The following is a 21673-nucleotide window of genomic DNA, read 5'->3' as shown; positions in this document are numbered from 1 at the left end:
AAATCTATAGAAGTCCCGAATCTTCTAAAAGTTCTTCAATGAACGTATCTTTAATTTTCTTTAATTCATGCTTTGCCAACATGCCTTCTAAAATTGGAACTTTCATATCGCGAATACCTTTTTTATCATTTAAATAATAAGAGGCGCGCAGCAACATACGAATGTCATATGAAGAAGCGAATACTTCTGGTACGCCACGTTCAATATCTAGGAATGTGTAAACTGCTTCCATCGCTGTACGAACAGAATATTCTGTTGTAAATACCGTATCGCGTTCTGTTTCTGCAAAGTTACCGATGAACGCTAAGTTTTTAGATCCTTTGGGAACAACGAGTGGACGATCACCTAATGCACGTGGCATGAAGTAAGCCGTAATATACGGCATGTAACATGGGACTGTATTACATGAGTTACGTGCTAAATCTTCAATTTCATTCACCGGTACACCCATGTGGTATAACCATTCACATGCAATTTCCATTCCTGTACATTCTGTAATTGGTTTTTTAATATAATTACCAGGTTGGTCTGAAATTAGTGCATATACCCAAACAACTAATTCGTCTTTTGGCTGTGCTTTAAAATGTGGCTGTCGATTTAATGTATAACTCATTTTCCAATTAGAGTCTCTAGCATGAACAATACCGCCTGTTACAACTTTACCTGCATAGGGATCGCGTTTACTAATTCTCTCAATATATGGTGCTACTTTATCATCTAATGTTGTAACGGTTGCTGATACAAACCAACTTGCCTTAGGGATATTTTTGTAGAATTTTTCAGGATATCCAAAGTCCGCATCCTGTGCAGCTAAATTTTTCCACAAGTCCCATCCACCGCTTGTTTTATATGTTGGCGGTGCGGGTTCGTCTTGTGTTCCATATGTTGAACTATCTGTGATTGAACCATTCGTTACAAATACAAGGTCGTCTTCACTTAATTGAACGACTTGCTCTTCACCTTTTACTGTAAGATGAAGTTCTTTTGCAACCTTCTCTAGACCACCTTTACTCATCATCACATTTTTTACTACTGTGTCATATTGGAAATGAACACCTTGTTCTTTTAAATAATTCATTAACGGTAAAACTAGCGATTCATATTGATTATATTTAGTGAATTTTAATGAGGAGAAATCTGCGAGGGCATCAATATGGTGAATAAAGCGCATGAGGTAGCGACGCATTTCCATTGCAGAGTGCCATTCTTCAAAGGCAAACATTGTGCACCAATACGTCCAGAAGTTTGATTCAAAAAACTCTTTAGAAAAAACATCTGTAATTTTTTTATTTTGTAAGTTTTCTTCTTTTTGAAGGCATAAATGTAAAATCTCTTTAACGGATTTTTCGCTTAGCGTGAGTTGACCGTCTGTTGGATAGCGTTCACCTTTTTTATGAATAATACGGCAATGAGATGAGTTTGGATCATCTTTATTCAACCAGTAGAATTCATCAAGTACAGAAGCATTCTCTACTTCAAGTGAAGGGACAGAGCGAAATAAATCCCATAAACATTCAAAATGTGCTTCCATTTCACGACCACCACGAATAACAAATCCAGCGTCAGGACGATCAATGCCATCCAATGAACCTCCTGGTATCGAGAGTTCCTCTAAAATATGAATACGCTCTCCTGGTACTTGACCGTCGCGCACCAAAAATGCTGCGGCTGCTAAAGATGCTAACCCTGAACCAACTAAATAAGCGGATACGCGATCGGCTCTTTCTGGTTTTCTCGGTCGTGCAAATGCTTCATAGTTACCATTACTTCTATACATAGTTGATTCCTCCCAAATTACATGTGTAGTCTTTTGTTAAAAAAACAGTCTACCAACTGCCTCTTCGGGTGACGAACAATCGGGCTAAATTTTATCATTCAAAATCTAACCACTCTACCACAATTCGTTCCCCCTATTTCACAACTTTAACCATTTTTAATCGACTCAATTTTCCATATTTTTTGAAAATCCATACCATAAACTTTTTATAAAAAGCTAGGTTATGTTACGCATCTACTATTTAAAACAACTTTTATAAAATAACAAAAAATTCTTTTTTGATAGAAAATTTCAAATATAGTATTGTTCATTATTTTGAGCGGTGCTATACTGAACCAACAAATATAATCATGATTATAAAATAACTGTGGTTATAAATTACATAATCTAGGAGGCTGAACATGACAAAAGAAATCATTACTAACTTTCCTTATACGTTTGAAACAATCGAAAATACGTGGATTCCACTACAAGATGGAACAAACTTATCAAGCCGCATCTGGTTACCGAATGTACCTGTAGGTGAAAAAGTACCTGCCATTTTAGAATACATTCCTTACCGTAAAACAGATGGAACACGCGCACGTGATGAGCCAATGCATGGCTATTTTGCTGGTAACGGTTACGCAGTTGTTCGTGTAGATATTCGTGGTTCTGGTGAATCGGATGGCTTACTAAAAGATGAGTACTTAAAACTTGAACAAGATGATGCGCTTGAAGTCATCGAATGGATTGCAAATCAGCCTTGGTGTGACGGCAATATCGGCATGATGGGTAAGTCTTGGGGTGGCTTCAACTCATTACAAGTAGCAGCACGACAACCAAAACATTTAAAAGCAATTATTACATTAGGATTTACAGATGATCGCTATAACGATGATATTCACTATAAAGGTGGCTGCTTACTAAACGATAACTTCTGGTGGGGAGCAATCATGCTTGCTTATCAAATGCGTCCACTTGACCCGAATATCGTCGGTGATGAATGGCGTGAAAAATGGTTAGAACGTTTAGAAAATATGCCTTTATGGATGGATCAATGGCTGCAACATCAAACAAAAGATGACTATTGGAAACATGGCTCTGTTAGTGAAAATTATGATGCGATTCAAGTTCCTGTATTTGCACTTGATGGCTTTGAAGACTCTTACACGAATACCGTATTGCGTCTTATGAAAGGGCTTTCAGTTCCGCGTAAAGGTGTCATCGGACCTTGGGCGCACGTCTATCCACATGATGGTGTTCCAGGACCAGCAATGGGCTTCTTACAAGAGGCTGTAAAATGGTGGGATCATTGGTTAAAAGGTAAAGAGACCGATACATTAGACGGTCCAATGGTTGAAGTTTGGATGGAAGAAAGCATGCCACCTTCTGCTTTAAAACCAATCAGTAAAGGTCGCTGGGTTGGGCTAGAAGCATGGCCTTCTCAAGATGTTGAAGAACAAATTTATCATCTGACACAAAAGCAATTAACAACAACTGCTTCAACTAATCACGAAACAGTTCAGCTAAAAACCCCACTAAATCATGGTTTATTATCTGGTGAATGGATGGGTGCTGGTGTATTAGGAGAGACACATTCTGACCAACGTCTTGATGATGGAATGGCAATGGTATTTGAAGGTGACTCACTAGAAGAAGCTTTTGAAATTCTAGGCGATCCGACATTTAAAGTAACACTCTCAAGTGACCAAACACATGCGATGCTATTCGCTCAGCTATCGGATGTTGCACCAGATGGTTCTGTCACAAGAGTATCGTATGGTGTCATGAACTTAACGCACACTAAAAATCATGAAGAAGTTCAACTGTTAACACCAGGGGAAAAATTCGAAGCACAGGTAACACTCGATTGTTGTGCACATACATTTAAAGCAGGTCATAAAGTGCGTCTATCGATTGCGACATCATTCTGGCCGATGTTCTGGCCAATGCCGAAAGATGCAACATTGACAGTCGATTTACACACAGCACAACTTACACTTCCTTTATTCAAAGGAAAAACAACAAATGGACCAAATATGCAGCCGCAAAGCGCATCATTAACACCGACAACGATTTTACAAGAAGGACGTGTTGATCGTTCGATAGCTTACAACATCTTAACGGATACATGGACTTGTATTACTGACGGTGTAGGCGGTGTATTTGGAGAAGGAATTTATCGCTTTGACGATATTGATGTGACAGTAGAACACAATTTAAAACGTGAACTAACATTATCAAATCAAGATCCACTGTCTGCTGCTTATACCATCACACAAAAAATGAAACTTGGTCGTGAAGGCTGGTGGATTAACGGGGATATTCGTGTGACACAAACAGCAGATGCAGAATATTTCTATATTACAGGGGAAATGATTGTCCATGAAAATGATGCACATGCATTTACAAAAATATGGGATACAAAAACGAAACGTATTGGTTTATAACCAATAGAAACAATGGGGTGTTGGGATGGAAGGAAAATTAAAAAGAAACTTACCGACTTTACTGATTTTAATTATTGCAGGGGAAATGATTTATACACTTCCCTACTTCAGAAACTATTACTATGATGTCTTTTTAGAGGCATTTAATCTAACAAATACACAAATGGGGTCACTGGGGAGTGCCTACGGTATTTGTTGTATCATCTCGTATATTTTTGGTGGTTATGTAGCTGACCGATTTAAGACGAAACATCTATTATCATTGTCACTCATTATGACAGGTGCACTTGGTTTTACGCTCTTATTATATCCACCATATCCTGTTCTTCTTGTGATTTACGGCGCTTGGGGTATTACGTCAATTATGACTTTCTGGGTAGCTTTAATCAAAGCGGTTCGTTCATTAGCTGCTTCAAATGAACAAGGTAAAGCTTTCGGATTCTTCGAAGGTGGTCGTGGTCTTGCCAAAGTAATCGAATCTGCGTTAGTCCTTGCGATGTTCGCTTTTGTCGCAAAAAAATTAACAGATAGTATGGCACTAACTTCTGTTATCATCTTCTACTCTGTTATGTGTATCAGTTTAGGATTAATCATTCTATTTATCTACCGCGAACCTGTCAGTAATGCGGCAGTTGAAGCTGGTGAAGCAGCTGACCAAACTAAATTCAAATGGCCTGTTCTATTCAAAATCTTAAAAATGCCAACAACATGGTTAGCAGCAATTTTAATCTTAACGTCTTACTCAATGATTAATAGTTTCTATTACATTACACCATATGCAACAGCGGCATTCGGTGCATCAACTGTTATCGCTGCTGCGCTTGGCTATTTCTCACAATATTGCCGACCAATCGGTAGCTTTAGTTCAGGGATTATCGGTGACCGCATCGGTATTTCGAACATGGTCATTATCGGTTACTGTGTATTGGCAGCTGGCTTAGTTGCACTTATTTTATTACCAGGTAAACCGTCGTTAATTTTATTATTACTCATTTTTATCGCAGTCATTTACATCTCGATGTACGCACTACAAGCAACACACTTTGCAATTCTTGTAGAGGGTGACTATCCTGTAGAAACAACCGGTGCTGTCGCTATGCCACTAATGATTGTTGGTTATAGTGGTGAAGTCTTCATGCCAATCGTTGCAGGTGCGTGTTTAGACCACTTCGGTGGAATCGAAGGATATAAAGTACTCTTTGGTATTCTACTTGGCTTAACGATTTTAGGTTTATTAACAGCTATTGTATGGCAACGTATGACGCGTGTAAAACGTAAAGAAATCGCAGCTGTGAAAAAAGCAACTATCGTAACAAATTAAATCTCTTGAACAAGTGAACGTACATTGTATGCGTCACTTGTTCTTTTCTATGTAAAGACGGATTTCTTTTTCCATTCACACCTTCATTCCAATAGTTTGTTATAATTTACCTAATACATATACGGAAAGGTGACACGTAATGAATAAAAAAGAGATTCAAATGAGTCGTATGTGGAAATACTTTGTAGATGCAACGGCTGACATTATTCAAGAAGAAGGTTTAGAGCACGTAACGATTCGAAAAGTAGCTGATCGCGCTGGCTACAATAGCGCAACGATTTATAATTACTTCTCTGAAATGTCTCACCTGATCTTCTTTGCATCAATGAAATTTTTAAAAGACTATACAGAGGAAGTTGCACAATATATTCAAAAGGGAAAAGATCCTATTGAACAATACCTACTTGCTTGGGAATGCTTCTGTCGTCATTCTTTCAAACAACCACAAATCTTCCATGCAGTATTTATCATGGACTTAACAGATCCACCTGAAAAGCTATTAGAAGATTATTATAAAATTTATCCTGCTGATTTAATTAATATTCCTGAAGAATTACAAAGCATTTTATTCGAACGTAATGTTTCAAAACGTGGACGTTCATTCCTTGAGATTGCTTTAAAAGAAGGGTATATCAAAGAAGAAAATGTTGATGCAATTAATGAATTGACGATTCTAGTATGGCAAGGTATGTTTACAAATATTTTAAACAATCGTAAAAGCTATGATGCTCAAACAGCTGTTGATATTACGATGAATTACATTACAGAAATCGTTCAAAATGCCAATCTGTTTCATTTTAAAGAACCAAAACAAGAAGAATAAACCACCTTCCAATTTTAGTTATAAATGATTATAATGAGGGTGTCTTGTTATAACGAGCTATAAAAGGAGTTCATTCATAATGAAAAAGATTTATAGTTTAGTTACAACCTTATTGTTACTCGCACTACTGACCGCTTGTTCGAATACAGAGACTTCGAAAGAATCTTCATCTAAGCAGCCAGTCGACCTTACTGTGTCAGCTGCCGCTAGTTTGCAGGATGCTTTAGTGGAACTTCAAAAAACATATGAGAAGGAACACACAGATGTCAACGTACAGTTCAACTTTGGTGGGTCTGGTGCTTTAAAACAACAAATTGCGCAAGGAGCACCTGTTGATGTATTCTTTTCAGCAGCTTCAGAACCATTCGATGCATTAGTACAGAGTGGTGATATTGAAAAATCCAAGCAAGTGAACTTATTAGCCAATGAATTAGTTTTAATTACACCAAAAGATACAAACAACAATATTCAGTCTTTTAAAGACTTAACAACAGCAAAAAAAATTGCACTTGGTACACCTGAATCTGTACCTGCTGGGCAATACGGTCGCGAAACGCTTGAAGCTTTAAAGCTTTGGACAAGCGTAAAAGACAAAATCGTCTACACAAAAGATGTACGCCAAGTCTTAACCTATGTAGAATCGGGTAATGTAGATGCTGGTCTTGTTTATGAAACAGATGCGCGTACTTCCGACAAAGCTCAATTAGTTGCGACTGCTAAAAGTGATACACACCAGCCCATTATCTATCCTGTTGGAATCATTAAAGACAGTAAACATCCAAAAGAAGCACAAGCTTTTTATGATTTCTTACAAAGTGATGAAGCGATGAAAACATTCGAAAAATACGGGTTCAAAGGAGCGAAATAGTGTATGAATACGGACATTTGGACGCCACTCAAGCTGTCGCTACAAGTTGCATGCATCGCGAGTATTGTCGTCCTTATTGTCGGTATTTTGCTGGGCAAATGGATGGCACATCGGCAGTTTCGCGGGAAGGTACTCTTTGAGACACTCCTTCTACTCCCACTTGTGTTACCGCCTACTGTTGTCGGCTTTTTACTCATTGTCATCTTCGGAAAAAATAGTTTTGTCGGTGACGCAATTGAATGGCTCTTTCACGCACCCATTATTTTCACGTTTTGGGCAGCTGTTCTGTCCTCGATTGTCGTCGCATTTCCATTAATGTATCAATCGACAAAAACAGGTTTTGAAGGTGTCAGTCGTGATATTGAAAATGCTGCGCGTGTAGACGGTGCAAGTGAATGGAAAGTCTTGCTATTCATCTCCATTCCACTTGCTGCCAAAGCCATTATATCGGGTGGTATTTTAAGCTTTGCGCGTGCATTAGGTGAATTTGGTGCTACATTAATGTTTGCAGGGAATATTCCTGGTAAAACACAGACTGCACCACTTGCCATCTATACTGCAATTGACTCAGGGAATATGAGTGTTGCATGGACACTCGTCATTTGTATGGTAGTCATCTCATTCATCATGTTACTCTGTGTTCATCTCATTCGAGTTGATGCATAGACAAAACATGTCACTTTTTTAGCGTTTGAAACAAAAAACTGGAACCGCGTCAAAACGCGATTCCAGTTTTTCTTATGTTTATATACATGCATGCCCAGACTATTTTATTTAGCCGCCACTAATCGGTGGAATAAATGCTACTTGGTCCCCTTCATTGACAATCGTTTGATCGCGCGCAAATTCTTCATTCACAGCTGTCATTACCTGTCCTAACGAGAGTAATGGATACTCTTTCTCTAACCAAGCTTTCACTTCTGCCACTGTTTTCCCTGCTAATGGCACTTCCATCTGTGCTTGCCCCATACTTTCTTGTAATTGTGCAAAGAATAAAATCGAAATCATCTTATTCCGCCTCCTCTGGTCGTCCGTTTGGATACGGTACATTTTCTAGTTGGTCGCCAATCCAAGCAGTCCCGTCTTCCCAATGTTCTTTTTTCCAAATCGGAACAATTTGTTTAATACGCTCAATTGCAAATTCATTCGCTTCATAGGCAACTTTACGATGAGGCGAAGATACTGCAATCACTACTGCAATATCTGAAATCGCTAATAACCCGACACGGTGTGTAATCGCTAATCGTACATCCGGCCACTGCTCTAAAATTTCACGTTCGATTTGTTCGAACATTTTAATCGCCATTGGTGCATAGGCTTCGTATTGCAGTGACAATGTTTTTTTCCCTTTTGTCATCTCTCGAACCGTACCGATAAATAATGTAACTGCTCCTGCGTTACGATCCATCACCTTCGCACGCATCGCTTCTACATCGATTGGTTGGTCTACAATCTCAAACTTATTCTCCTGCATGTTCAAACCTCATTTCCTTACATAAAAATGCTAGATAATCCTCTTTTGCGTCAATTGAAAAAGTAGGATAGTTCGTTGGTAATTCACCTGTATAAGTCGGCCAATACAGCACACACATAATCTCATGTAACTCTGTCAATAACTCATAATCTTCTTCCATTTGTAAGATGACGATTTTGGGGTAGGAAGCATGTTTATACCCTTCAATTAAAATCAAATCAATCGGAAAATGCTGATATAAAGCAAGGATCTTCTCTAAGTTCCAGTGGTCTCTTTTGGCACTTAACCGTAGAACCCCCCCACCTTCTACTGCTGCCACTGCTGCACCTGCTCGTTCATGACGTGTGCTATCTTTTGAACTTTCTACATCAGGAATACCGCCATGCCCATGATGTTTGATTGTCGCTACACGTAATTCAGTCGCAGTGGCTTCTCGAATGAGTTGTTCCATCAATGTCGTCTTACCGCTATTTTGATACCCTACAACTTGGAGTATTTTTTGATATTGTCCCATGGCCACTCACTTCCCTGTAAATCTTCTAACAGTAAAACATCTACTGGCATATCTTTTTCATAACCTCTCGAACCACCCGGTAATACGATGAACGCATTCGCAGTTGCTAAAGAGGATACCGCACTCGATTTATTAAAGCCAGATGGTGTCGCTACTAATCGGCCATCATTATAATGCAGCGTCGCTCGAATAAAACGTGTGAATGGATTCGCTTTCGTAAAGTCCTCACCCAATATCGCTTTTTCTCTGCGTAAATGTGGTGTTGTACTGCCAAAGCTTTTTCGAATAATCGGACGGGTGAATAATTCAAATCCAACATAACAAGCCGATGGATTACCTGATAAACCATAGAGTAGCTGACCATCTAAAGCGGCAACAGTTGTTACACTCCCTGGTCGCATCGCTACTTTATTGAATAGAACAGTTGCACCAATCGCTTCATAAATCGCTGGTAAATAATCGTAATCTCCCACTGATACGCCACCTGTTGTAATTAAGATATCCACTTGTGTTAAAGCTTTTTTCACTTCTTCAATGCATACATCTAAATCATCATTAAACTGCCCGAAGTATTTCGCAGTTGCACCTGCTCGCTCAATTTGCGCCATGATCATGTATGCATTACTATTACGAATTTTACCTGCTTGAAGCGGTTCATTCGGTTCAAGTAATTCGCTACCTGTTGCAATTACACCAACAACGGGCTTTTTAAAAACAGGTACTTTCGCATAACCAAATGTCGCGAGTAATGCGATCACACCTGGATTAATAAACTGTCCTTTTTGAATTAATACTTCGCCTTTTCGAACATCTTCGCCTTGATATGAAATATTCGTGCCTGCTTCATACGAACGGTTAATCGACATATACGTTTGTCCATCTCGTACTTCATCTTTTGTTAGTTCCAACATCACAACAGCATCACAGCCTTTTGGAATCGGAGCGCCAGTCATAATACGTACTGCTTCAAAAGCTTGTACTTCCTGTTCATACACAAAGCCCGCACCAATCTCACCAACGACTTTGAATGATACTGGTGTCTCTTTTGTCGCTTTTTGACTATCCACTGCACGAATCGCAAAACCATCATAAGGAGAACGGTCAAAAGAAGGGACATCTTGATCTGCAGCAAGATTTTCTGCCAAGAAGCGTTCATTCGCCTCTATGAGTGGAACCCATTCTACTTTTTCTGTATAAGCATAGTCCATCACACGTTTAACTGCTTCTGAAACAGCAATCGGATTTCTTTTCTCTACCATATTGAACACTCCTCATCCTAGTAATTGATAATAGATTTTTTTTGCTTGTTGCGGGTCTTGTACACCATGAATGACGACGCGACCATCTTGGAATAAAACAAAGCGATATGTATCCGTTTGATACGATAATAAATACGGATTACACTGCACATTCCCTTGTTTTTCAAGTTTAGACTGTAGTGCTTGAAAATCATATTGAATCGCTTTTGGCGGACGAATTTGAACTGCATCGCGCCCACATAAAACATCTAATTTCGTTTGATTTTCGTACGCTAAATAAGGATGTGTCGCTTGTTCGCCACAGCATGGACACGCAGTATTTTGCATCTTCTCCACATTAATTTCAAAATGTTGATTTTGCCAGACATCAAATGTTTTATATTTACGGTTCACTGCTTCTATATTCCCCGTTAATATTTTCAGTGTTTCAGCTACTTGGTATGCTGCTACAATTTGCACTGCTGGACTAATAATTCCTGCCGTATCACAGGTCATCGTCGTTTTAGGAATGACGTCAACTAAACAGTAAAAACAAGGAGTTTCGTCTGGAATAACCGTATAAGTTGCACCGTAGCTACTCACACATGAACCATACACCCACGGAATTTTATATTTAGCACTAATATCATTTAAGATAAAACGGATATCAAAATTGTCAGTCGCATCAATTAAGACATCTACTGTTTCAACGAGTGTTGGCAGTAATTCACTTGAGGCATCTGCGATATGCACTTCGATGTCTACATCCGAATTAATCGCTTGTAAACGTGATTTAGCTGCAATCACTTTCGGAAGTTTTTCAGCTGCATCTGCTTCTGTATAAAGTTGTTGTCTTTGTAAATTGCTCCATTCGACATAGTCGCGGTCAATTAACGTTAATTTCCCTACACCAGCACGCGTTAATGCCTCTGCACTCGCACTTCCTAATGCGCCAACACCGACAATTAACACATGTTTTTCACTTAATAATTGTTGTCCTTTTTCACCAATTGGGCGAAATAATTCTTGTCTTGAGTAACGGTCATTCATGACGACTCGCCACCTTTCTCTTACAATTTTTGTTTGACGTTTTTATTTATAGCTTTATAATAAGACTCAAAATACGCACAAGGAGGTCGCTGTCTTTGCACCCTACACATCAAGAAGTAGCGATTCACGCAGCCATCTTAACGGTTAGTGATACGCGAACGAAGGATACCGATACCGGCGGACAATTAATTCATACACTGTTACAAGATACAAAATTTGAAGTTGCCGACTATGTAATCGAACGCGACGAACCCATTCAAATACTCGAGCATGTTCGCCAATGGTCTGCTCAAGAACACATCAATACCATTATTATTACAGGTGGTACTGGATTCTCACAACGCGACCAAACATATGATGCGGTTACACCTCTTTTTGAAAAAGAGATGATTGGCTTTGGTGAGTTATTCCGTTCATTAAGCTATGACGAAATTGGTCCAAAAGCGATGTTCAGCCGAGCTACGGCTGGTTGCTTTAAACAGACAGCCATCTATGTCATACCTGGTTCAAAAAATGCAGTCAATCTAGCCATGCAAAAACTCATTTTGCCTACTGTACAACACTTCGTAGGGGAGTTGCACCGCATATGAATATTGCAGGTGTCGTATTAGCTGGCGGACAGTCCTCTCGCTTTGGTCGTCCTAAAATGTTTGAACCCTTACATGATGTACCACTTTATCAATATAGTCTTCAATCCTTGAAAGAAAATCAATTATCACGTTATATTATCGCAACAAATGATGATCTACTCCCCTTCTTTCAACCAGATGAACAACTGACTTTTCTCATTGAAAAAACAAAACATCAAGGACCTCTTTTCGTACTACATGAACTGCTTCAAACATTCAAAGAAATCGATTGGTTCTTTTTAATCGCAGCAGATATGCCTTACATGACAGCTGATTTTGTTCAAAAAATGTTGCATAAGATAGACGAATCATACGACGCCATCATTCCAAAACAACATGAACGCATCCAGCCACTCGCTGGTTTATACCATCGAAAGATTTTAGAAAAAACCGCGGAACTCATCGCACAAGAGCGACGAAGTATGAAGGCTTTGCTCGACCTCATCCACGTTCATTACGTTCCATTCTCGGATAACGAGCGTGTATTTACAAATATTAACTACGAACAAGATTTACCAAAAGGAGATTAACTTATGACAAACTTTACACATTGGAACGACGAAGGTAGACCGAAAATGGTCGATATTTCAGATAAAGATATTTCAAAACGCACAGCGATTGCACGCAGTACGATTACACTATCCGACGAAGTGTACGAAGCCATTCAAAATGGCGGTATTAAAAAAGGCGATCCAACACAAGTGGCACAAATCGCTGGAATTATGGGTGCAAAGAAAACGTCCGATATAATCCCGATGTGTCACCCTATTATGTTACAAGGTACAGATTTTACATTCGATTATCAAAAAGTAGAACAAGGCTATGAACTGCATATCGAAGTAGCAGTCAAATGTAGCGGTAAAACAGGTGTTGAGATGGAAGCACTAACAGCTGTTTCGATTGCGGCACTAACATTCTACGATATGTGTAAAGCAGTTGATAAATCGATGGTGATTAAAGAAACTTATTTAGTTCAAAAAACGGGTGGTAAAAGCGGCGTTTATAATCATCAATAAAAAGAGAGAGGCAAAGGTGAAATACCTTGCCCCTTTTTTATTTATTTTGCTGCTACTTTTTTCTTGTTGTACGCTACAAAGTAGATTGCACCAACAAAGATTGCGCCACCCACTGCATTACCTAAGAATGCTGGTACAACATTTGAAACTAAGTCTGCCCATGTTGCATGTCCTGCGAAAATAGCTGCTGGAATAACGAACATATTGGCAACAACGTGTTGGAAACCAAGTGTAACGAATGCCATGACTGGGAACCAAATACCAACGATTTTCCCGATGAAGTCTTGTGCACCGAATGATAGCCATACAGCTAAACATACTAACCAGTTACAACCGATTCCTGATACGAATGTATGTAGGAATGAATCCCCAATTTTAGCGTCTGCGACAGCAATTGTCTTATCTAAAAATGGACCTGTCTCTGTTAATCCTAAAAAATGACCGAAAGCAAATGCCACAAATAAAGCACCTAATAAGTTGGCTAGTGTTACCCAGAACCAGTTAATACATAATTGCGTGAATGTGATTTTTCTTGCGTATAATGCTAAAGGTACGGTCATCATATTACCAGTGATTAAATCAGCCCCTGCTAATAAGACAAGAATCAAACCAAGTGGGAAGACAGAAGCTCCAATTAATGTGATGAAGCTTCCCCACTCTGCTGGCATAGCTGCCATAACACGAATATCTAATAAAAATCCTAATGCGATAAATGCGCCGCCTAAAAAACCAAGAACGAGCATTTTTTTGATTGGTGATGCGACTTTCTCGACACCAACATTTACAGCAATTTCTGCGATTTCTGCAGGTTTATTAAAACTCATAACTTCTTACATCTCCTCAAATTTGTACATTATCCACCGATATGAGACATCTCGATTTTATGTTTCTTTCTCTCTTTCATCGTCTGCTCATTTCGTTCATCTGAATAACGATCGATTCTGTTTTCCCAAACACGTGAAATCTGTTTTAATACGATTTCATCATCTTCTTCATTGCGAATTAAGTCTCGTAAATCCGTTCCTTTTGTCGCAAATAAACATGTGTATAACTTCCCTTCAGCCGAAATACGCGCGCGTGAACATGTAGAGCAAAACGAGTCGGTAACGGATGATATGACACCAATCTCTGTCTTTTGATCTGCGTATTCAAAGCGGGATGCGACCTCCCCTTTATAGTTCGGGTCAATCGGTTGAATGGGCGAAAAAGCATTTACTTTTTCAACAATCTCTTTTTTCGAAACAACATCATCTAAACGCCAGCCGTTTGAATTTCCGACATCCATATATTCAATATAGCGAAGAATATGTTGTCTCTCCTTGAAGAAAGCAGCCATCTGTTCAATATCTTGATCATTGACCCCCTTCTTCACAACCATATTAATCTTCACTTGAAGTCCTACTTCAGCGGCTTTTTCAATACCTTCTAAAACAGTTTTCACTCGACCACGTCGACCATTCATCTCAAAGAATCGATCCTCATCTAATGAATCCAAGCTAATCGACACTCTTTGTAAACCTGCATCTTTTAAAGGTTGGGCGAATTTTTTTAATAGTGTCCCGTTCGTCGTCATCGCAATATCTTTCACGCCTTCTACAGCGTCAATCATGTGAATAAGTGTAGGTAAGTCTTTTCGTAATAAAGGTTCTCCACCTGTAATCCGAATTTTTTCAACTCCGAGCGATACAAATACTTTTACCAGTCTTTGAATTTCTTCAAAACTGAGGATTTTATCGTGTGGTAAAAAGGCATAATCAGGTCCAAATACTTCTGCTGGCATACAGTAGCTACAACGAAAATTACAACGATCTGTTACGGATATTCGTAAATCCCTAAGCGGTCTTTGAAGTTGGTCTTTAACATGATTCATATGAAATTCCTCCTTCTTTTTTCATCCAAATTAACATTCGTCTTGTAATTGAATGCGTTCTTGATGTGTATATACATTCATTCCCTCTTTTCGAATGAAGCCTACTGTTGTAATACCTAAATGGTCTGCTAATTCTAAAGCCAAAGCTGTTGGTGCAGATTTTGATAAGACGATTTCACAGCCAATTTTTGATACTTTCAGTAAAATTTCTGAAGAGATGCGTCCGCTGAATACAATGATTTTATCTTGCATCGAGATTTGATTACGTAGGCAATAACCATAAATTTTATCGAGTGCATTATGACGACCGATGTCCATACGACTTAATACGATACCTGAAGCATCACAGAGTGCAGCATTATGCACGCCGCCTGTTTCCTGAAAAATTGTCGCATCATTTTGCATGTTGTGCATAAGACGATGACATTCTTCTGGTGTAACGCGCACATGTACTTCTTCCATCTTCTTTGCCACTAAAGCATCATTCGCAAAGACAAACCCTTGACGACTGGCACCACAACACGATGTAATGTAGCGCTTATTTTGCATCTGTTGGAAATATGGATTGACGCGTTTCGTTTTCACATGTACGAATCCTTCTTTCTCTTGATGCCAAATTTGTTCGATATCATCAAAATCTCGAATGACACGTTCAGAAGCTAGATAACCAATAACCATATCTTCTACATATTCAGGTGTACAAACCATCGTGACAAATTCTTCTTGGTTTACTTTTACAGTAACCGCGTATTCTGTCACAATCGTATCTTCCATTTCTTTCGCATTATTTCCCACAATACGAAGAACATTTCTTTTTACTGTGTTTTCCATCTGGCATCTCCCTCTACTCCGTAATATTGTCCTCAAAGACAAAAACAGAAATGGCAATATCCTCTTCAATTTTAATATCAGAGAAAAGGTGAACAAGCTTAGAACCAACTAACTCCTCCATGCCATCAGGTGTTTTTTCAGCATATAAATCTTGAATCATCGAAGTTCTCGCAGCGTGAACCATTTTAAGTCCTTCTGGCGAATTTGCGATGAATTTTTCCGTTGGTGTGATATTTCCCACCAATGTCGATACTGCCATATTCTCCACAAAAACGGTGTGAATTCGTTCTGGACCTTTACCGAATAAATCCTTTCGTAGCTTACGAATAATATCATTAAACGCATGAATTTTTTGAGACATATTAACCATTCTCCTCACATGTTTTTACTTGATTTTACCATTTCAACGACGAGCCCACCCTTACAATTGGTTAATGATAAAGCAACTCCTCAGAAATTTAAAGAGCTTTTTTTATTGATAATAATTCTCAATAAAGAATATTTCTCGGATGATATTGTGTAATCGGATGAATAGGTCTATAATTGTGTCAGTTATATGGATTTTTCTTTTCGTTATGATTTTTGGTATTTTCTTATTCCATTCGAATGGGTAAATGCTATTTTTCTTAACGATGAGTTAAGTCTAACAATTTAAAAAGTAGATTGGATTTTTAGCAAGAGATGCTAAGAATTTTATCCACCATGTCTAATCAACATACAAACTTTTTGTGTGCTGATTCATGGTGGATTTTTTTTTACAAAGTTTCGATACACAGATCACCACTTGTTTATTTATTTTGTGGAATTTAGGGAATAGAAATACATAACAAGACAATTTTTTTAAAAAAGCTCATTTTTTCTATTCTCTCATTTTTTTCAAAATGAACGCGCTGATGATAACGTATCAAAATACAAAACGGAGGAACTAGCCCATGACACAAATCAAAATTAACGGTTTGCCTTATGACGTTGAACCAGATGCAACGATTCTTGAGACAATCAATAAATACAACATCGAACATCCACAAGTATGTTATGTACCTTCAGTTGATCCGATTAAAACATGTGATACTTGTATCGTCGAAGTAGACGGTCAACTTGTACGCTCATGTTCAACAAAAGCGGTTGACGGTATGAACATTCAACTCGACTCCCCTAATGCCAAAGGTGCACAAACAGAAGCGATGGATCGTTTACTCGAAAACCATATGCTTTATTGCACAGTTTGTGATAACAACAATGGTAACTGTACATTGCACAACACAACTGAAATGATGGGTATTGAACATCAAAAATATCCTTTCTCTCCAAAAGAAGAACCAGAGAATGCAGTAGATAGCTCTCACCCATTCTACCGTTACGATGCCAACCAATGTATCGCTTGTGGTCAATGTGTTGAAGTATGTCAAAACCTACAAGTTAACGAAACATTATCACTTGATTGGGAAGCTGAACGTCCTCGTGTTATTTGGGATGAAGGCGTCGACATCAATGATTCTTCATGTGTAAGTTGTGGTCAATGTGTAACTGTATGTCCATGTAACGCACTAATGGAAAAATCAATGCTTGGTGAAGCTGGCTTCATGACAAGTATTAAACAAGATACATTAGAACCAATGATTGATTTAATCAAAGAAGTAGAACCAGGTTATAGCGGTATTTTTGCAATTTCTGAAATTGAAGCAGCGATGCGTAGTAAACGTACAAAGAAAACAAAAACAGTTTGTACATTCTGTGGTGTCGGTTGTTCATTCGAAGTTTGGACAAAAGGTCGTAAAATCTTAAAAGTTCAACCTTCTGAAGGACCTGTTAATGCCATCTCAACTTGTGTTAAAGGTAAATTCGGTTGGGACTTCGTCAACTCAGAAGAACGTATTACAAAACCATTAATCCGTAAAAATGATGAATTCGTTGAATCATCTTGGGATGAAGCACTTGATTTAATCGCTACAAAATTAGGCGGTATCCAAAAAGAACATGGTCCTGGCTCTGTCGGATTCATCTCTTCTTCAAAAATTACAAACGAAGAAAACTACTTAATTCAAAAAATGGCACGCCAATTATTCGAAACGAATGATGTCGATAACTGCTCACGCTACTGTCAATCACCTGCTTCAGATGGTTTACAACGTACAGTTGGTATCGGTGGTGACGCAGGTACGATTAAAGATATCGCAAAAGCAGGCTTAGTTATTATCGTTGGTGCAAATCCAGCAGAGGGACACCCTGTTTTAGCAACACGCGTAAAACGTGCACATAAATTACACGGTCAAAAATTAATCGTTTCGGACGTTCGTAAAAACGAAATGGCAGAGCGCTCAGACATTTACATGCATCCAAACCAAGGCACAGACCAAGTATGGTTAATGGCTGTGACAAAATACATCATCGACCAAGGATGGCATGATGAAGCGTTCATCCAAAACAACGTGAACTTCTATGAAGAATTCAAACAAGTTCTTGATAAATACACACTTGAATACGCTGAAAAAGAAACAGGTATTTCAAAAGAGACATTAATCGAAGTAGCGAAGATGATTAAAGAAGCAGACGGTACATGTGTACTGTGGGGTATGGGTGTTACACAAAATAACGGTGGTTCTTATACTTCAGCAGCTATCTCAAACTTACTACTTGCGACAGGTAACTACCGTCGCCCAGGCGCAGGCGCTTATCCATTACGTGGTCACAATAACGTACAAGGTGCTTGTGATATGGGTACATTACCAAACGTATTACCGGGTTACCAAAAAGTAACGGACGATGCAGCGCGTCAAAAATTCGAAGAAGCATATGGCTCAAAAATCCCAGCTGAACCAGGTCGTACAAACATGGCAATGCTGGATGCGATTACAGATGGCGATATGAAGGCGATGTATTTAGTTGGGGAAGATATGGCATTAGTAGACTGTGATTCAAACCACGTCGATTATGTATTATCACAACTTGAATTCTTCGTTGTACAAGATTGCTTCCTATCACGTACAGCTCAATATGCAGATGTCATCTTACCAGCATCTCCATCACTTGAAAAAGAAGGTACATTCACAAATACAGAACGTCGTGTTCAACGTCTATATCAAGTACTTCCATCTCTTGGCGAATCAAAACCAGACTGGGTTATTCTACAAGATGTAGCACGTCGTTTAGGTGCTGATTGGAACTACAACCACCCAAGTGAAATCTTCGCTGAAATGGCAAGCTTAACACCATTCTTTGCACAAGCAAACTATGATGTTCTTGAAAACTGGGGTAGCTTCTGTTGGGGTAGCCTAGATGGTAAAGATACACCACTTCTTTACGAAGATGGCTTCAACTTCCCAGACAAAAAAGCACGCTTCGCATTAAATGACTGGATTCCACCAGTAGAATATGAAGCACAATATGATTGCTTAATTAATAACGGACGTATTTTAGAACACTTCCACGAAGGAAATATGACGAATAAATCACAAGGTATTCAATCAAAAGTACCTGAAATTTATGTCGAAGTATCACCTGAACTTGCAAAAGAACGTGGTATTGAAGAAGGTGCATTACTTCGATTAGTATCACCAAATGGCGCACTAAAATTACCAGCGTTAATTACAGATCGTGTACAAGGTAACGAACTATTCTTACCGATGAACTCGACAAGTAAAGATTCAGCAATCAACTTCTTAACAGGTCAAACATTAGATGTGAATACATCTACACCTGCTTATAAACAAACAAAAGTACGTGTGGAAGTTTTAAAATCAAAAGGTAAATCACCGCTTCCAAGAACAAATCCACGTTCTAAAAAACGTCATCCGCAAAACGGTGTTGAAGTACAACGTAAATGGGATCGCCCAGGTTATGTACACTTAACAACGAACGGGGGAGAATAATTATGGCTGCACCAATTAATACGATTAAAAAACAAGTTCTAACAGAAGAACAAGTAACAGAACAAAAGCTAGAAAACTTAAAGCAATTAGTGAGCGAAAGCGACAGTGCCATTCAACAAATCATGCAATTGATTGGTGAACTTGATTCAATCGGCGCTTTAGACGCAGCAAACAAAATGCTTGAAGCAAAAGAAGACGTAGCAAATATCGCATTAGGTCAATTAACAAGTAAACCTGTAACGAACATCATCAATAATATGATGGGCGCTGCAGGGGCACTTGCCTCTTTAGATCCTGCTGTTACAACAAAGTTAGTAGCAGGTTTGATGAGTGGCGTGGACGAAGCGAATAAAGCAATCGCTGAACAAGATAAAATCAGCAAACTAAAACTCATCAAAATGATGAACGATCCAGATGTCAATCGCGCGATGAATTTCGGTATCCATTTCCTTAAAGGGCTTGGCAGTAATTTAAAATAGTAAGGTGGTATACCCCGTATGTTAACAAAAGAAAATGTGGTGAATGCATTAAAAGACGTGCAAGATCCTGAACTTCATAAAAGCGTTGTCGAACTAAACATGGTACGCAATGTTCAAATTGATGGTACGCATGTTTCGTTAGAAGTAGTGCTAACAATTAAAGGTTGTCCGCTAAAAGCTAAAATCCAACAAGACGTGGAAGATGCATTAAAAGCAATCGGCGCAACAGAAGTAGCATTACAATTCGGTACAATGACCGATGAAGAACGCATGGCTTTAACTGCTTCGTTAAAAACACAAAACGTCAACAAGCAAGGTATGCCGAAAATGTTAGAACCCGATTCAGGTGTACAATTTATCGCCATCACAAGTGGTAAAGGTGGCGTAGGTAAATCAACCGTAACGATTAACCTAGCTACTGCACTTGCGAGACTTGGCAAACGTGTTGGGATTGTGGACGCTGATATTTATGGCTTTAGTATTCCAGCTATGATGCGTACACAGCAAAAACCGACGATGATTGACCAAACAGCGATTCCTGTAGAAGTAGCAGGTGTTAAAATTATGTCGATGGGCTTCTATACAAAAGACAATCAACCTGTGATGTGGCGTGGACCAATGCTAAATAAATGGATTCGTAACTTCCTTGTAAACACACATTGGGGCGAACTCGATTATTTACTAATTGACCTACCACCAGGAACAGGAGATGTCGCAATCGATGTCGCGGCGATGATTCCACAAGCAAAAGAAATCATCGTCACAACACCACATAACACCGCATCATACGTTGCCTCTCGTGCAGGTATGATGGCCATTCATACAAAACATGAAGTGTTAGGTGTCGTTGAAAACATGGCATACTTTGAAACACCAGATGGTCAGAAGAACTATATTCTAGGTCAAGGTGGCGGCGACAACCTTGCACGCTCACTAAAATGTGAGGTTATCGCACGCGTACCATTCGCAAAACCAGAAGAAAATCTTGGCTCATCGATTTACGATGAAGACTCTGTCGTAGGTGAAGTATTCACAAACCTTGCAGAAGACATCATTTATAGCTAATTTAAAAACAGGTTGGAACATATACACTATGCTTCCAACCTGTTTTTTATTATTGAATGTACCCTGCTTTTCGCAACACTTGCATGAAGTAAAAGCGATATGTGTTTTGAACAAAACTCTCAAGTGATAGTCCTACATTCAATTGATATTTTGAAAAGATAAAGAAGAAGCGCTTATCCCATTTTGAACGTAACAGCACGCCCGCTTCCTCTCCGTACTTCTCTGTAAACTCCACAATGAGTGGTTCAATCATATGTGCACAATGCTCTTTTAAATTACCTAATGCATCCGCATCTTTATCTTGTTGGAACTGTTTAATCCATAGTTTTAACTGCTCATCCATACTAAAAACATCCTTTTCAATCGAGTTTCTTCCTATTTAAATATTATACTATTTTTCGATTGAGAAATCTGCTC

The 21673-nt window shown here is 38.8% G+C and carries 22 protein-coding genes; 11 read left to right on the top strand and 11 right to left on the bottom strand.

The genetic code is table 11. The features are described 5' to 3' along the window. Positions 1 to 4 precede the first annotated feature (4 nt). Positions 5 to 1777, bottom strand: a complete 1773-nt coding sequence (locus tag ASO14_RS00695) for an oleate hydratase (protein ID WP_068450289.1) — start codon at positions 1775 to 1777, stop codon at positions 5 to 7. 401 nt (positions 1778 to 2178) lie between these two features. Here ASO14_RS00695 and ASO14_RS00690 point away from each other — a divergent pair, with 401 nt between their 5' ends. The 5 genes from ASO14_RS00690 (at position 2179) to modB (ending at position 7887) form a co-directional block, all read left to right on the top strand. Next, on the top strand, positions 2179 to 4209 hold the full coding sequence (locus ASO14_RS00690) for a CocE/NonD family hydrolase (protein ID WP_068450288.1): 2031 nt from the start codon (positions 2179 to 2181) through the stop codon (positions 4207 to 4209). Positions 4210 to 4234: 25 nt separating this feature from the next. Continuing rightward, complete coding sequence (locus ASO14_RS00685; RefSeq protein WP_068450287.1) at positions 4235 to 5530, top strand: MFS transporter; 1296 nt, start codon at positions 4235 to 4237, stop codon at positions 5528 to 5530. 139 nt (positions 5531 to 5669) lie between these two features. Continuing rightward, positions 5670 to 6353, top strand: a complete 684-nt coding sequence (locus tag ASO14_RS00680) for a TetR/AcrR family transcriptional regulator (protein ID WP_068450286.1) — start codon at positions 5670 to 5672, stop codon at positions 6351 to 6353. A 79-nt stretch (positions 6354 to 6432) separates the two neighbouring features. After that, positions 6433 to 7221 (top strand): molybdate ABC transporter substrate-binding protein, encoded by a 789-nt coding sequence (modA, locus tag ASO14_RS00675; RefSeq protein WP_068450284.1) that lies wholly within the window; start codon positions 6433 to 6435, stop codon positions 7219 to 7221. A gap of 3 nt (positions 7222 to 7224) precedes the next feature. Continuing rightward, positions 7225 to 7887 (top strand): molybdate ABC transporter permease subunit, encoded by a 663-nt coding sequence (modB, locus tag ASO14_RS00670; protein ID WP_068450283.1) that lies wholly within the window; start codon positions 7225 to 7227, stop codon positions 7885 to 7887. A gap of 108 nt (positions 7888 to 7995) precedes the next feature. Here modB and moaD read toward each other — a convergent pair whose 3' ends face one another. From moaD to ASO14_RS00645, 5 genes are read right to left on the bottom strand one after another with little or no spacing between them, the layout of a single operon-like run. Continuing rightward, complete coding sequence (moaD, locus tag ASO14_RS00665; protein WP_068450281.1) at positions 7996 to 8229, bottom strand: molybdopterin converting factor subunit 1; 234 nt, start codon at positions 8227 to 8229, stop codon at positions 7996 to 7998. Position 8230: 1 nt separating this feature from the next. Beyond that, entirely contained in the window at positions 8231 to 8695 is a 465-nt protein-coding gene (locus ASO14_RS00660) for a molybdenum cofactor biosynthesis protein MoaE (protein ID WP_068450279.1), read from the bottom strand. Beyond that, positions 8682 to 9209: a molybdopterin-guanine dinucleotide biosynthesis protein B gene (mobB, locus tag ASO14_RS00655; protein ID WP_068450277.1), complete on the bottom strand. Its 528-nt coding sequence runs from the start codon at positions 9207 to 9209 to the stop codon at positions 8682 to 8684. Before mobB ends, ASO14_RS00660 begins: the two co-directional genes overlap by 14 nt. Next, positions 9176 to 10468, bottom strand: a complete 1293-nt coding sequence (locus ASO14_RS00650) for a molybdopterin molybdotransferase MoeA (RefSeq protein WP_068450276.1) — start codon at positions 10466 to 10468, stop codon at positions 9176 to 9178. The genes mobB and ASO14_RS00650 overlap by 34 nt, the downstream gene beginning before the upstream one ends. A 12-nt stretch (positions 10469 to 10480) precedes the next feature. After that, on the bottom strand, positions 10481 to 11497 hold the full coding sequence (locus ASO14_RS00645; protein WP_068450274.1) for a MoeB/ThiF family adenylyltransferase: 1017 nt from the start codon (positions 11495 to 11497) through the stop codon (positions 10481 to 10483). 95 nt (positions 11498 to 11592) lie between these two features. On the opposite strand from ASO14_RS00645, the gene ASO14_RS00640 reads away from it, so the two are divergent. The 3 genes from ASO14_RS00640 to moaC are packed head-to-tail and all read left to right on the top strand — an operon-like array spanning position 11593 to position 13142. After that, positions 11593 to 12087 carry a MogA/MoaB family molybdenum cofactor biosynthesis protein gene (locus ASO14_RS00640; RefSeq protein WP_068450272.1) on the top strand — a complete coding sequence of 165 codons (495 nt, stop codon included), beginning with the start codon at positions 11593 to 11595 and terminating at the stop codon, positions 12085 to 12087. Continuing rightward, positions 12084 to 12656: a molybdenum cofactor guanylyltransferase gene (gene mobA, locus ASO14_RS00635; protein WP_068450270.1), complete on the top strand. Its 573-nt coding sequence runs from the start codon at positions 12084 to 12086 to the stop codon at positions 12654 to 12656. The genes ASO14_RS00640 and mobA overlap by 4 nt, the downstream gene beginning before the upstream one ends. Positions 12657 to 12659: 3 nt before the next feature. Further along, positions 12660 to 13142, top strand: coding sequence for a cyclic pyranopterin monophosphate synthase MoaC (moaC, locus tag ASO14_RS00630; protein ID WP_068450268.1), 483 nt, complete (start codon positions 12660 to 12662; stop codon positions 13140 to 13142). Between the two features lie 41 nt (positions 13143 to 13183). On the opposite strand, the gene ASO14_RS00625 is transcribed toward moaC, so the two are convergent. From ASO14_RS00625 to ASO14_RS00610, 4 genes are read right to left on the bottom strand one after another with little or no spacing between them, the layout of a single operon-like run. Then, positions 13184 to 13966 (bottom strand): formate/nitrite transporter family protein, encoded by a 783-nt coding sequence (locus ASO14_RS00625; RefSeq protein WP_068450266.1) that lies wholly within the window; start codon positions 13964 to 13966, stop codon positions 13184 to 13186. A gap of 29 nt (positions 13967 to 13995) precedes the next feature. Beyond that, positions 13996 to 15012 (bottom strand): GTP 3',8-cyclase MoaA, encoded by a 1017-nt coding sequence (gene moaA / locus ASO14_RS00620; protein ID WP_068450264.1) that lies wholly within the window; start codon positions 15010 to 15012, stop codon positions 13996 to 13998. A gap of 30 nt (positions 15013 to 15042) precedes the next feature. Continuing rightward, positions 15043 to 15843 carry a formate dehydrogenase accessory sulfurtransferase FdhD gene (gene fdhD, locus ASO14_RS00615; RefSeq protein WP_068450262.1) on the bottom strand — a complete coding sequence of 267 codons (801 nt, stop codon included), beginning with the start codon at positions 15841 to 15843 and terminating at the stop codon, positions 15043 to 15045. A 13-nt stretch (positions 15844 to 15856) separates the two neighbouring features. Beyond that, positions 15857 to 16204 carry a Na-translocating system protein MpsC family protein gene (locus tag ASO14_RS00610; protein ID WP_068450260.1) on the bottom strand — a complete coding sequence of 116 codons (348 nt, stop codon included), beginning with the start codon at positions 16202 to 16204 and terminating at the stop codon, positions 15857 to 15859. A 571-nt stretch (positions 16205 to 16775) separates the two neighbouring features. On the opposite strand from ASO14_RS00610, the gene fdhF reads away from it, so the two are divergent. From fdhF to ASO14_RS00595, 3 genes are read left to right on the top strand one after another with little or no spacing between them, the layout of a single operon-like run. Next, positions 16776 to 19712: a formate dehydrogenase subunit alpha gene (gene fdhF, locus ASO14_RS00605; protein WP_068450258.1), complete on the top strand. Its 2937-nt coding sequence runs from the start codon at positions 16776 to 16778 to the stop codon at positions 19710 to 19712. 2 nt (positions 19713 to 19714) lie between these two features. Next, positions 19715 to 20191: a helical membrane plugin domain-containing protein gene (locus ASO14_RS00600; RefSeq protein ID WP_068450256.1), complete on the top strand. Its 477-nt coding sequence runs from the start codon at positions 19715 to 19717 to the stop codon at positions 20189 to 20191. An 18-nt stretch (positions 20192 to 20209) separates the two neighbouring features. Continuing rightward, a complete protein-coding gene (locus tag ASO14_RS00595) occupies positions 20210 to 21256 on the top strand; it encodes an Mrp/NBP35 family ATP-binding protein (RefSeq protein ID WP_068450254.1) in 1047 nt (348 codons plus the stop codon). 49 nt (positions 21257 to 21305) lie between these two features. On the opposite strand, the gene ASO14_RS00590 is transcribed toward ASO14_RS00595, so the two are convergent. Further along, the gene (locus ASO14_RS00590; RefSeq protein WP_068450252.1) at positions 21306 to 21599 is read right to left on the bottom strand and encodes a hypothetical protein; all 294 of its coding nucleotides are present in this window, start codon (positions 21597 to 21599) and stop codon (positions 21306 to 21308) included. Positions 21600 to 21673: the final 74 nt, after the last annotated feature.

Origin of the sequence: Kurthia sp. 11kri321 (genome assembly GCF_001534765.1) — a bacterium.
In the GTDB taxonomy this organism is placed as follows: Bacteria; Bacillota; Bacilli; order Bacillales_A; family Planococcaceae; genus Kurthia; species Kurthia gibsonii.
The sequence above is the reverse complement of the archived record's forward strand: the minus strand, read 5'-3'. Positions and strand labels throughout refer to the sequence as shown.

Coding starts and splice junctions, on each gene's coding strand:
- ASO14_RS00595 (WP_068450254.1), top strand. CDS start 20,210: ATGTTAACAAAAGAAAATGTGGTGAATGCATTAAAAGACGTGCAAGAT.
- mobA (WP_068450270.1), top strand. CDS start 12,084: ATGAATATTGCAGGTGTCGTATTAGCTGGCGGACAGTCCTCTCGCTTT.
- fdhD (WP_068450262.1), bottom strand. CDS start 15,843: ATGGAAAACACAGTAAAAAGAAATGTTCTTCGTATTGTGGGAAATAAT.
- ASO14_RS00660 (WP_068450279.1), bottom strand. CDS start 8,695: ATGCAGGAGAATAAGTTTGAGATTGTAGACCAACCAATCGATGTAGAA.
- fdhF (WP_068450258.1), top strand. CDS start 16,776: ATGACACAAATCAAAATTAACGGTTTGCCTTATGACGTTGAACCAGAT.
- ASO14_RS00645 (WP_068450274.1), bottom strand. CDS start 11,497: ATGAATGACCGTTACTCAAGACAAGAATTATTTCGCCCAATTGGTGAA.
- ASO14_RS00685 (WP_068450287.1), top strand. CDS start 4,235: ATGGAAGGAAAATTAAAAAGAAACTTACCGACTTTACTGATTTTAATT.
- ASO14_RS00590 (WP_068450252.1), bottom strand. CDS start 21,599: ATGGATGAGCAGTTAAAACTATGGATTAAACAGTTCCAACAAGATAAA.
- moaD (WP_068450281.1), bottom strand. CDS start 8,229: ATGATTTCGATTTTATTCTTTGCACAATTACAAGAAAGTATGGGGCAA.
- moaA (WP_068450264.1), bottom strand. CDS start 15,012: ATGAATCATGTTAAAGACCAACTTCAAAGACCGCTTAGGGATTTACGA.
- moaC (WP_068450268.1), top strand. CDS start 12,660: ATGACAAACTTTACACATTGGAACGACGAAGGTAGACCGAAAATGGTC.
- ASO14_RS00600 (WP_068450256.1), top strand. CDS start 19,715: ATGGCTGCACCAATTAATACGATTAAAAAACAAGTTCTAACAGAAGAA.
- ASO14_RS00680 (WP_068450286.1), top strand. CDS start 5,670: ATGAATAAAAAAGAGATTCAAATGAGTCGTATGTGGAAATACTTTGTA.
- ASO14_RS00625 (WP_068450266.1), bottom strand. CDS start 13,966: ATGAGTTTTAATAAACCTGCAGAAATCGCAGAAATTGCTGTAAATGTT.
- ASO14_RS00650 (WP_068450276.1), bottom strand. CDS start 10,468: ATGGTAGAGAAAAGAAATCCGATTGCTGTTTCAGAAGCAGTTAAACGT.
- ASO14_RS00690 (WP_068450288.1), top strand. CDS start 2,179: ATGACAAAAGAAATCATTACTAACTTTCCTTATACGTTTGAAACAATC.
- ASO14_RS00695 (WP_068450289.1), bottom strand. CDS start 1,777: ATGTATAGAAGTAATGGTAACTATGAAGCATTTGCACGACCGAGAAAA.
- modB (WP_068450283.1), top strand. CDS start 7,225: ATGAATACGGACATTTGGACGCCACTCAAGCTGTCGCTACAAGTTGCA.
- ASO14_RS00610 (WP_068450260.1), bottom strand. CDS start 16,204: ATGTCTCAAAAAATTCATGCGTTTAATGATATTATTCGTAAGCTACGA.
- mobB (WP_068450277.1), bottom strand. CDS start 9,209: ATGGGACAATATCAAAAAATACTCCAAGTTGTAGGGTATCAAAATAGC.
- modA (WP_068450284.1), top strand. CDS start 6,433: ATGAAAAAGATTTATAGTTTAGTTACAACCTTATTGTTACTCGCACTA.